This is a genomic window from Moraxella caviae (assembly GCF_002014985.1).
Lineage (GTDB): Bacteria > Pseudomonadota > Gammaproteobacteria > Pseudomonadales > Moraxellaceae > Moraxella > Moraxella caviae.
This window is the reverse complement of record NZ_MUXU01000100.1, coordinates 1-9,958: the sequence shown is the minus strand read 5'-3', so window position 1 is coordinate 9,958 and position 9,958 is coordinate 1. Positions and strand designations below refer to the sequence as shown.

At 44.1% G+C, this 9,958-nt stretch carries 15 protein-coding genes; 13 read left to right on the top strand and 2 right to left on the bottom strand.

Going from position 1 to position 9,958, the window contains the following annotated elements:
• Positions 1–190: 190 nt before the first annotated feature.
• Genes B0181_RS11595 through B0181_RS11545 form a run of 12 tightly spaced genes read left to right on the top strand, consistent with a single transcriptional unit; the run spans position 191 to position 8,013 of the window.
• Positions 191–655: a terminase small subunit gene (locus B0181_RS11595; RefSeq protein ID WP_158078980.1), complete on the top strand. Its 465-nt coding sequence runs from the start codon at positions 191–193 to the stop codon at positions 653–655.
• Positions 652–1,899 (top strand): terminase large subunit domain-containing protein, encoded by a 1,248-nt coding sequence (locus tag B0181_RS11590; RefSeq protein WP_078277640.1) that lies wholly within the window; start codon positions 652–654, stop codon positions 1,897–1,899. The genes B0181_RS11595 and B0181_RS11590 overlap by 4 nt, the downstream gene beginning before the upstream one ends.
• A gap of 3 nt (positions 1,900–1,902) precedes the next feature.
• Positions 1,903–3,282, top strand: a complete 1,380-nt coding sequence (locus tag B0181_RS11585) for a DUF4055 domain-containing protein (protein WP_078277639.1) — start codon at positions 1,903–1,905, stop codon at positions 3,280–3,282.
• A 26-nt stretch (positions 3,283–3,308) separates the two neighbouring features.
• Positions 3,309–4,016 (top strand): OmpH family outer membrane protein, encoded by a 708-nt coding sequence (locus tag B0181_RS11580; RefSeq protein WP_078277638.1) that lies wholly within the window; start codon positions 3,309–3,311, stop codon positions 4,014–4,016.
• Positions 4,017–4,024: 8 nt separating this feature from the next.
• Positions 4,025–4,969, top strand: a complete 945-nt coding sequence (locus tag B0181_RS11575; RefSeq protein ID WP_078277637.1) for a major capsid protein — start codon at positions 4,025–4,027, stop codon at positions 4,967–4,969.
• Between the two features lie 51 nt (positions 4,970–5,020).
• Complete coding sequence (locus tag B0181_RS11570; protein WP_242620114.1) at positions 5,021–5,281, top strand: hypothetical protein; 261 nt, start codon at positions 5,021–5,023, stop codon at positions 5,279–5,281.
• Positions 5,278–5,634 (top strand): hypothetical protein, encoded by a 357-nt coding sequence (locus tag B0181_RS11565; RefSeq protein WP_078277636.1) that lies wholly within the window; start codon positions 5,278–5,280, stop codon positions 5,632–5,634. The genes B0181_RS11570 and B0181_RS11565 overlap by 4 nt, the downstream gene beginning before the upstream one ends.
• Before the next feature lies 1 nt (position 5,635).
• Entirely contained in the window at positions 5,636–5,989 is a 354-nt protein-coding gene (locus B0181_RS11560) for a glutamate 5-kinase (protein ID WP_078277635.1), read from the top strand.
• A gap of 1 nt (position 5,990) precedes the next feature.
• Positions 5,991–6,353, top strand: a complete 363-nt coding sequence (locus B0181_RS11555; RefSeq protein ID WP_078277634.1) for a hypothetical protein — start codon at positions 5,991–5,993, stop codon at positions 6,351–6,353.
• Complete coding sequence (locus B0181_RS11550; protein ID WP_078277633.1) at positions 6,353–7,357, top strand: structural protein; 1,005 nt, start codon at positions 6,353–6,355, stop codon at positions 7,355–7,357. Before B0181_RS11555 ends, B0181_RS11550 begins: the two co-directional genes overlap by 1 nt.
• The gene (locus tag B0181_RS11980) at positions 7,338–7,658 is read left to right on the top strand and encodes a hypothetical protein (RefSeq protein WP_133141452.1); all 321 of its coding nucleotides are present in this window, start codon (positions 7,338–7,340) and stop codon (positions 7,656–7,658) included. The genes B0181_RS11550 and B0181_RS11980 overlap by 20 nt, the downstream gene beginning before the upstream one ends.
• Positions 7,624–8,013: a phage tail terminator-like protein gene (locus B0181_RS11545; protein WP_078277632.1), complete on the top strand. Its 390-nt coding sequence runs from the start codon at positions 7,624–7,626 to the stop codon at positions 8,011–8,013. Before B0181_RS11980 ends, B0181_RS11545 begins: the two co-directional genes overlap by 35 nt.
• Here the strand turns inward: B0181_RS11545 and B0181_RS11540 are convergent, their stop codons facing one another.
• A complete protein-coding gene (locus tag B0181_RS11540; protein WP_078277631.1) occupies positions 8,014–8,310 on the bottom strand; it encodes a helix-turn-helix domain-containing protein in 297 nt (98 codons plus the stop codon).
• Positions 8,297–8,647 (bottom strand): type II toxin-antitoxin system RelE/ParE family toxin, encoded by a 351-nt coding sequence (locus tag B0181_RS11535; RefSeq protein ID WP_078277630.1) that lies wholly within the window; start codon positions 8,645–8,647, stop codon positions 8,297–8,299. Before B0181_RS11535 ends, B0181_RS11540 begins: the two co-directional genes overlap by 14 nt.
• A gap of 88 nt (positions 8,648–8,735) precedes the next feature.
• Between B0181_RS11535 and B0181_RS11530 the strand changes: the two genes are divergently transcribed.
• A complete protein-coding gene (locus tag B0181_RS11530) occupies positions 8,736–9,656 on the top strand; it encodes a phage tail tube protein (protein WP_078277629.1) in 921 nt (306 codons plus the stop codon).
• Positions 9,657–9,958 lie beyond the last annotated feature (302 nt).

Genomic DNA, 9,958 nt, shown 5'->3' with positions numbered 1-9,958 from the left:
TCTCACAATCCACGACTGCTACAAGAAGCCAAAAACTTCATTGACAGACAGCATGAGATGAAGCGTCTTTGACAAAACCGAACAAAGATACTATTATGTTTCCATAATGTAATGTTGCATTATGCCAATAATTTTGCAAAAAAAGCTCACCGTAAACAGGTGGGCTTTTTTATTAACAAAAGGAGGCGTTATGGCGGAATTAACGCCAAAACAAGAAAAATTCTGCCAGCGATACATTGAGACAGGCAATGCCACACAGGCGTATCGTGATAGCTATGATTGCGAGAATATGAAGTCTGAAACGATTAACAACAAGGCTTATGAATTATTGCAGAAGGGTGAGATTACGGCGAGATTAGACGAACTTCGCCAACATCACCAAGACCGCCACGATGCCACCGTTGATGAAATGGTGGCTAATTTGCAAGAAGCCTATGAAATTGCCAAGATGAACGCCAATCCCAATGCCATGATTAGTGCGATTAACGCCAAGGCTAAGATATTGGGGCTTGATAAAAGCAGCCGCGCTGATATTCGCCTAAAAGAATTGGAAGCGCAAATCAAACAATTAGAAATTGATAAAATCAAATCCGAGATGGCAGATGATTCCGATAATGAAATTACTATCAATGTGGTAAGGGCTAAAAATGAATGAATGTAGATTTAACGCTTACCGCTCCACAAGACGACTTTGTTTTTAGCGATGAAACATATCCGTTGTTTGTAGGCGGTTTTGGGAGCGGTAAATCAGAAGCACTTTTTAAACGCCTACTTATTCAAAAGCTAAAATACCCCAACCTTAATCAGGGATATTTTGCGCCAACGCATGATTTGATACGCTTGATTGCTTTTCCCAGAATTAGTCAGCTGCTGACCGAATGCGGATTAAAGTTTAAGCTGAACAAATCAGAGAAAATTTTTTACATTGCAGGCTATGGACAGATTATCTGTAGAAGTATGGATAATCCAGATAACATCGTCGGTTTTGAGATTGCCGATGCTGTCATTGATGAGCTTGACACGCTAAAAACAGAACACGCAAGCAATGCATGGAATAAGTCTATTGCTCGTTGTCGGCAAAGAAAGCCTGATGGCAAGCCAAACACAGCAGCGGTTGGCACAACGCCTGAAGGTTTTCGCTTTTGTTATGACAGATGGGTAAAAAATGGTGGCGAGCATTACAAGCTGTATCGAGCGCCCACCGCTTCTAACCCTTATTTGCCGCCCAGCTATATTGAAAGCCTAAGGGCAAGCTATCCGCCAAAGTTGCTAGATGCCTACCTAAACGGGCAATTTGTAAACCTAACCAGCGGTGCGGTTTATCCTGACTTTGACCGTACATTAAATGCCTGCGATGAGACTATACAAGCAGGTGATACTTTGCATATTGGCATGGATTTTAACGTACTAAAAATGGCGGCAGTGGTGTTTGTCATGCGTGATAATAAGCCTGTTGTGGTTGATGAGATTACAGGGGTGCGAGATACGCCAACGATGGCGCAAATCATCAAAGCCCGATACCCAAACCACCCGATTATTATTTATCCTGACGCAGCAGGTCAGGCAACCAGCTCTAAGTCGTCCGCTGTATCAGACCACAGCATTTTGCGAGATTTTGGCTTTAGCGTGTATGTAAATAGCGCAAACCCAGCCATCAAAGACCGCCTAAATGCCGTAAATGCGCTGATTTTAAACGCACAAGGCATACGAACACTAAAGATAGCCAAGCAATGCGTGAATTTGATAGAAGCCTTAGAACAGCAGGTTTTTGATAATAATGGCATGCCTGATAAGAGTAGCGGACACGACCATATTTTAGATGCCTTTGGCTACTTTTTGGCGTATCAATATCCAATCGTCAGACCGATTGTGACAACCAAACTAACAATGAGTTACTAATTTATGCCGATTGATACCAAACACGCTGATTATCTTGCCATGCAAGAGCGATGGCAGCGCATGAAAGATGTCACAGACGGACAAGATGCCATCAAAAAGGCGACAACCAAGTATTTGCCAATGCCAAACGCTGATAATCACACACAACAAAACCAAGCTCTGTATAAAAACTATTTGGCAAGGGCGGTGTTTGTTGAGATTACCAAAGACACGCTGGATAAATACACAGGGCAGGCGTTCAGCGACGACCCAGTTTTTAACGATGATGAATTTGGTGCTTTGGAAAAAGACGCTAACGGCAGTGGTGTTAGCATTTATCAAATCGCCCAAAAGTGCTTTATTGATTTAATGCGTTATGGGCGATGTGGTATTTTTATCGATATGGCGCAAACTTCTTCAGAAGGTGCCGATGTACAAGATAAAAACATACCAAGATTACATTTTTACAGTGCCACCGAGATTATCAACTGGCGTGTCGAGCAAAAAGATGGGTTAAAACGCCCAACCATGATCGTGCTGTCTGAAACTCACATACAAACAGACCCGACAGACCCATTTATTGATAAAGCCGTACAACGCTATCGGCATTTGGGTATTGATGATAAGGGCTTTTTTGTGGAAGTATGGGAAAAAGACAGGCGAATTGATGAGCGTATTTATCCCAAAAAGTCCAATGGCGAACATTGGAAAACCATTCCTTTTGTGGTTTTAGGGTCAGACACCAACGAATTTGCCGAGCAATCCATACCGCTTGAAAGTCTTGCATTGATGAATTTGGCGCATTATCGCAACAGTGCTGACTATGAGGACAGTGTCTTTCGTTGCGGTCAGGTGCAGCCGTATTTGACGGGCGTATCAGAACACCGCTTAAAATCGCTAGAAGAGAATAATTTGGCGTTTGGCAGTGGCAATACGCTCATTCTTGAGCAGGGCAGTAGTTTTCAATTTGCCCAAGCCAGCCCTAATGTGTTGGCAGGTGAAGCGATGGCGGATAAATTGGCGATTATGCGAGAACTTGGCGCAAAACTTGCCGAGACGACAAACGCCAATAAAACCGCCACGCAAGCAGCTCAAGAAAACGCTGCGCAAAATGCTACTGCCAGTATGTGTATGGCAAATGTTAATGAAGCGATAAACCGCGCAATGTTAAAAGTTTATGAGTATAAAAACCGTGAACTACAAGGCATACCGTTTAAAGCCAAACAATCATTCATCAACCCAACACCTGACGGCAATATGCTAAACACGCTCATTAGCCTAAATCAGGCAGCTCTTGCACCAAAGCAAGCGGTGTTTGATTATCTGCGTAAATACAACCTGATTAACCCCGAACTGACCGATGATGACATTATCGGTATGATTGATAGTGAACTTACCGCCTGATGGCGGTTTTTTTATGGAGCATAATAATGACTTTTGAATTTATTTTAAATGAAGAAAGTTTTAACGCCCTTGACGAAGTACATCAAGCGTTTTACACCAAGCAAGATGATGGTAACTATCAGCTGGCAGTCAATGGCTTGCCCGACACCAAAGGCTTAAAAGCAAAACATGATGAACTGCTTGGCGAAACCAAAGCTGAGCGTGAAAAGCGCCGTGAGCTGGAGGCAAAACTGGCAGAGCTTGAAGCGCAAAAAGAAAAAGAAGCCGAAGAAATCGCCAAAAAGGCGGGTGATATTGCCACGCTTGAAAAGTCCTATCAGGACAAAATGGCAAAATCTGAAAGCGATTGGCAAGCCAAATACGATGCGGCGCAAAAGCAGATTTATGATTTGACTGTTGGCGCAAAAGCCAATGAGCTTGCCAACGAACTTGCAATCAAAGGCAGTGCCGATGTGTTACTGCCACACATTCAAAACCGCCTGACGTTAGAGACGGACGGCGACAGTCAAAAACTGCGTGTGCTGGATAAGCAGGGCAATATTTCAGCATTGACGATTGATGACTTAAAACAAGAATTTCGTGCCAATGACGCATTTAAGCCGATTATTAGCGGTGGTTTTGCAAGCGGCAGCGGGGCTGTCGGTGGTGGCACGGCTAAAAATGGTGTGCCTGTCAAATATTCAGACTGTAAGACAGATGATGAAAAATTGGCATGGCTAAAAGCAAATAATTAGGAGTGACTATGTTTGATTTAGAGAAATTCAACAAGCAAACCTACACGGTGATGACTGAAACCATCGACCAAGAGGTACAGGTTTTTAATGCCCAATCAGGCGGTACGATTGAACTTGTGGCAAAGCCGTTTCAGGGTGATTTTGATATTAACGCAAGTTTTAAGTTAATCGCTGGGCTAGTGCGCCATCGTGATGTGAATAATGGTACAAACGCCATCAATCAAAAGCGTCTTGAACAAATCAAAGACGTGGGCGTAAAAATTGCCGCTGGTACTGATGAAATTGTCTGGGAAAGTGCGCAATATCGCTGGATTATGCAAAATCCAGAGCTTGCAGCCGTTAAAATTGGTGAACAGCTTGCCAAAGGGCAAATCGCCAATATGCTAAACAGCGGCATTAAATCAGCGGTATCAGCCATTCGTGGTAATACTGATGTAACGCTTGATAAGGGTGAACAGGCGCTTGATTATGCGCTATTGACACAGGCAGGAGCGTTGTTTGGTGACCGTTCCAATGCGATTAAGGCGTGGATTTTGCATTCAGGAGCTTTAACCAAGCTACAGCTAAAAGCATTGGCAAACAGTGAGCGCCTATTTACCTATGACAGCGTGGCGGTGTTCCGTGACCCATTTGGGCGTGTGTTTGTGGTGACTGATAGCCCTGATTTGGTGGATACCAATAAGTTTAATGTGCTTGGCTTGACCGAAGGCGGCGTGGTGATTGCCAACCAAAACGACTTTGATGGCATTACTACCCACGCAACGGGCAAAGAGAATATCCAGCGCACCTATCAGGCGGAGTGGTCTTATGGCGTATCAGTCAAAGGCTATGCGTGGGATATTGCCGCTGGCGGTGCCAACCCTAATGCTGCTACGCTGGCAACGCCAACAAACTGGAAGAAGACTGCAACCAGTAATAAAGATACCGCTGGTGTGCTACTGATTACCCAGTAAACCAAAAACCCCTTAAACTTCGGTTTAGGGGGTTTTATTTTGGAGTAAATTATGGCAAAGATTTTATATTTTACGACTGATTTTGGGCAAAAGAACCGAGCGCTTGCCAAAGAACACGGCTTAACTATCCGCAATGCCAGTCAGTACAAGGGCGATGATTTTATTGAGCAATGCGATTTTGTTTTTGGTGATGTTCCTAAGCAATACCAGCACTTGCCCGTGTTTGAATTACAAGCAGATGGTGAAGAAAAGCAAGATGTGGTGGAGCTGCCAAAAGCTGACGAAAAACCAACCAGACGCAAAAAAGCATGATTACTTTAGACGATATAAAAAGCGTACAAGGTGCTGATGATGGCACTGTGATTGTCGTCAATGCGTGGCTATCAAAGCATGATTTGCCACGCTTTGACACCATACCAAATGCCATCATACAAGCCGCCCAATTCATCGCCAAAGCCTATTTGGACGGTAAGCTATACCAAGACCGCACCGAAGGCATGATAAAAGCCAAATCCGCCACCGCAGGCAGTGTTAGCACTTCAAAAACCTTTGCCGATGGCGCAGACGGACAGCCGATGAGTGGCGATGAGATGATTGCGCTAGATTTAATCAAACCCTATCTGAAAAAGGCAAGCATTTGGGCTGTGCCGACAAAAAGGGCGTAAGATGAACAACGAAATCACCAACGAAATTGCCACCGCCTTTGATAGTGATTTAAAAGATGCTGTTAAACCGTTCACAGGCGAGCGTAACAGTGTTTTAAATGGCGGTCTGGACGATTGGCTGGGCGAGAGCATAAACACCGCTACAGCGCATTACAGTGGGCGTGGTGTGTTTAGCAGATTTAGCGCAAAAGAAGTAAACGACACCATCTTGGCAAGTGATGTCAAGCTGATTTGCTTGCAAAGCGAGGTCAGCGACACACCGCAGATTGATGATGTCATCAATGGCTTTAGGGTTGTTGCCATCAACAAAGACCCAGCCGATGTCAGCTATACAATACAACTAAGGCAGGTTTAGTATGGGTATTGGTTGGACTGTGCCACCTGCGCAGTTATTTGACGATGTCAAAAATGAACTGCTTGATGGCTACAAAGACAAGGCGATTGAACTGTATAACCAAATCATTGCCAATTCGCCAGTTGCCGAAATCAACGGTGGTCGTTATCGTGGCAATCACATCATGACGGCAGGCGGTGTGGATTATAGCTACAGCGACAACAAACAAATCAGGCGATACACCAGAAGTTTTTACACGCATAAAGACTTTGTGCCAATCACCATTCAAAACAATTTGCCCTATGCCTACCGCCTAGAACATGGCTGGTCTAAGCAGGCGGCAAATGGTATTTATGCCATATCAGCACAAGAGATTTTTGGATAATGGATTACAGCAGTTTTATCACACGCTTGCAAATCTATTTAGAGAGCCTAAAAGCCCATGAAGCCAAAGAATTTATGCAGGCGATTGGCAGAATTGATAAGGCGGTGCAAGAGGCTTTGATGAATGATGAATTAACCGAAACCAGCGCAAAAAAGCTGGCACTGATTTTAGGGGCATTGGGTGATGAAATCGCTGATGAATTAAAAACGGTCACAGAGGCGTTTTATGCCAGCAGTCTTTTGATTGCCGATTATGCACAAAAAAGCGAAGCCAAATTTTTAGCCCAAGCGTTGAATATTACGCCCAATTTGGCGGATTTTAAATCAGCGAAAATCGCCAATACGCCGATGAATGGCTTTGGTGGGGCAAATGTCAAAGCGGTATTATCCGCCTTTGCAGACAAAGAGCAGCAGCGGATTATCAATGCGATAAAACTGGCTCGCCATCAAGGCAAAACCAACCATCAAATCAAGCAAATCATCATCGGTACAAAAGCCAAGCGTTATCAAGATGGCTTGACCTTCACCACCAAAAGACACGCCAAAGCGGTTGTTCACACCACCGTACAGCACTTGGCAAGTGAAGCTAGGGCGGATTTGGCAGCCCAGCTTGGTATTGATGAAATTAAGGTGGTTGCAACGCTAGACGGTCGCACCAGCCGAGTGTGCCGTAGCCTAGATGGGCGAATACTACCGATTAGCCACAAACCGCCGTATCATGTGAATTGTCGCACCAGCTACATACTGTGGAATGGCAAAGACCCTAAGTTTCGTGCCAGCATGAACGGCAAGGTAGAAAACCAAACCTACTATGAATGGCTGGCAACCCAAGACAGCGCATTTCAAGACAGCGTACTTGGCAAAACCCAAGGGCAGCTGTTTAGAAATGGCGGTTTAACCCCTGCCAAATTTGCGCAGTTGCAGCTTGATAAGAATTTTAGACCGCTGACACTGGCGCAAATTAAACAGCTTGAACCTGTGGCGTTTGATAGGGCGTTTAAATAGGCAAAAAGCCCATGAAGTATTATCAAGTTCTGCTACTTTGCTTGACAGGGTAGGTGGTGCAAACACTTTTAGGCATACTAAGGGTGGGCTAGATATTTATTTGCTGGGCGTGTTTGACAATAAGGTATCAACTATTGCCCATGAAGCGGCGCATATTGCATTTGATATTTGCCATACGGTAGGTATTGAAGTATCAACAGGGCGAGCAAATGAAACTTTTTGTTATTTGCTGGATTTTTTGGTGGGATTTGCAGATAGGGTAAACCATGAACACAACCACAATACACAGACTGATTGCTGAGCATATCAAAACCATGCCTGATTTTAGCGCAAGGCACTGGGCGACAGGCAACATCAACCACACACCGCCAGCACAAGGGCTATGGCAGCGTCTTAGCATTCAAACAGCAAGCAGTATCATGAGCGGTATGGCGGATAAACCCATGACAAGACAGCGTGGGGCGGTGGTAGTGCAGGTGTTTGGGCGACTAAACACAGGCGAGAGTGCCATTATTGCACAAGCCGATAACATCGCACAGCATTTGGGCTATTACAGCCACGAACATTTAGAGTTATTAACGCCAACAGTAACAACGGTTGGCAGTGATGGGGACTTTTATCAAGTCAATGTCAGAGTGCCGTATCGGTACAAATAATTACAACAAAACAGAGTGTTTGCCATTGATTTCAACGGACAAATGTAGCTTGCCGCCCAATGCAGAAATGTACTTTTGTAATGTGGCAAACTCGAGGTTATTTGTGCTTTCAATTTGTGAAATGGCGGATTGGGATACACCGATTTTTTGTGCCAATTCTTTTTGTGACAATTTGGCATTTTTGCGTAATTCGGCTAAGCGAATGCTAATTAAGCTGTCGGCAACACGCTGATTGATGGCGGTTTGGCGTGTGGCAGGCAAATTGTTAAAAAAATCATCAAAATTAGTCAGTTTCATTAAGCTGCTCCAAATAGGTTTGATATAAACTTTCGGCAAGGGGTATCATTTGCTTATAAAAGCGTTTGTTGCCTGATTTGTCGCCTGCACATAACAAAATAGCTTGGCGCAAAGGGTCAAAGACGAAAAACGCACGATAAGGCTTGCCGCTGTGCTGGATACGCAATTCTTTTAAGTTGGCAAGTTTTGAGCCTTGTAGCGTATCAGCATAGGGGCGTGATAGCTGGTGTCCGTAAACCTGTAATAATTTTACCGCATGGGCAACGCTATCTTGTTCGTCTGGTGATAGCGAAACCAGCCAATCATGAAAATGGTCGGTCATTAAGACGGTATACATTTTTGATGAACCTAATTTTTTCATTATTATAAGTTATTACTTATATTTTTTCAACCGCCCATTAGGGCTTTTTTTATGGAGTAAATTTATGTCAAGTGGTGCAAAGGTCGTAACGGCAATCGCCAAGCAGACCGATATTAAAAAGCTGGCAACGACTGGCTTTAAAATTCTACCCAATAAATCCAACGGCTTAAATAATTCTATTGAGCTGACCGAAAGTGAGCTGGTCAGCGACAGCCGATTAAAAAGAGAGGGTATGCCAACAGGCGGCACGGTAGAGGGTGATATTGAAACCGAGCTGATGTTTGGGGTGTTTGATGAACTCATTGCCGCTGCTTTTTGGAGCGAGTGGAAACAAGGGCAAGCGGGGCAACCTGACACGTTAGAAGTTGGCGATACTCGCTCGATGTTCACCATCACCAAAGACTTTACCGATATTGGCGTATTTCATGCCTTTGGGGCGTGTCATGTGAACAGTCTTAGCCTTGATGTTGGCACTGACAGCTTGGTGAGCTTGTCATTGGGTTTTAAGGGGCTAGATTATCAGCATTCTAAGACCACCAGCTTTGCCAAAACCCCTAAAAAGGCAGAAGACAGCCCAAAAGCAAGCGGTCTAAACATCGGCGATATTTTAATTGACGGACAAAATATCGGTGTCTGCGTAGAAGCGTTTAAGTTTGAAATTGACAATGGCGCAGAAGTGCAAAAATGCCTAGGTGATAACAAATATGGCGGCAATGTGCTGGCGATGTTTGCTACCATTTCAGGCAGTATGACGATTGCCTACAGCCCAAAGGCGCATGATATTTTAACCAATCAAATCACAGGGGCGACGCTTGCGGTGCAAATCCCCATTGAATTTGAAAATGGCAAAAAATACATTCTAAAACTGCCAAAAGTGCAAATCAGCGGCGATATTCCAAGCCCATCGGGCAGTGACTTGGTCACGGCGGAAGTGTCGTTTAATGTCGTGGGTCAAAGCCCTGTACTTGAGCGTTATACGGCTTAAAAACCAAAACCCCTTAAAGCGGCGAACTTTAAGGGGTTTGTAATTTTACCCTTGGACAAGAAGGATAAAACATAGGTGAATTTTAACATAGATTTGACGGATATTCTAGGATTGCCAATGGATAAATTATTTGTTATCGGCTTAATAGGTGTCATTTGGATTGTGCTTTGGCGACTGCCTGAATTATGCCGTTTATACAATGAACATCGCAAACATAAGTAATGTTTTTTAGGAGCAAACAGCATGAAACTATCAGAATTAAAAAAACACAGCGCAAAAGATATTGGCTATTTTCAAAATCA

Coding starts and splice junctions, on each gene's coding strand:
- B0181_RS11595 (WP_158078980.1), top strand. CDS start 191: ATGGCGGAATTAACGCCAAAACAAGAAAAATTCTGCCAGCGATACATT.
- B0181_RS11590 (WP_078277640.1), top strand. CDS start 652: ATGAATGTAGATTTAACGCTTACCGCTCCACAAGACGACTTTGTTTTT.
- B0181_RS11585 (WP_078277639.1), top strand. CDS start 1,903: ATGCCGATTGATACCAAACACGCTGATTATCTTGCCATGCAAGAGCGA.
- B0181_RS11580 (WP_078277638.1), top strand. CDS start 3,309: ATGACTTTTGAATTTATTTTAAATGAAGAAAGTTTTAACGCCCTTGAC.
- B0181_RS11575 (WP_078277637.1), top strand. CDS start 4,025: ATGTTTGATTTAGAGAAATTCAACAAGCAAACCTACACGGTGATGACT.
- B0181_RS11570 (WP_242620114.1), top strand. CDS start 5,021: ATGGCAAAGATTTTATATTTTACGACTGATTTTGGGCAAAAGAACCGA.
- B0181_RS11565 (WP_078277636.1), top strand. CDS start 5,278: ATGATTACTTTAGACGATATAAAAAGCGTACAAGGTGCTGATGATGGC.
- B0181_RS11560 (WP_078277635.1), top strand. CDS start 5,636: ATGAACAACGAAATCACCAACGAAATTGCCACCGCCTTTGATAGTGAT.
- B0181_RS11555 (WP_078277634.1), top strand. CDS start 5,991: ATGGGTATTGGTTGGACTGTGCCACCTGCGCAGTTATTTGACGATGTC.
- B0181_RS11550 (WP_078277633.1), top strand. CDS start 6,353: ATGGATTACAGCAGTTTTATCACACGCTTGCAAATCTATTTAGAGAGC.
- B0181_RS11545 (WP_078277632.1), top strand. CDS start 7,624: ATGAACACAACCACAATACACAGACTGATTGCTGAGCATATCAAAACC.
- B0181_RS11540 (WP_078277631.1), bottom strand. CDS start 8,310: ATGAAACTGACTAATTTTGATGATTTTTTTAACAATTTGCCTGCCACA.
- B0181_RS11535 (WP_078277630.1), bottom strand. CDS start 8,647: ATGTATACCGTCTTAATGACCGACCATTTTCATGATTGGCTGGTTTCG.
- B0181_RS11530 (WP_078277629.1), top strand. CDS start 8,736: ATGTCAAGTGGTGCAAAGGTCGTAACGGCAATCGCCAAGCAGACCGAT.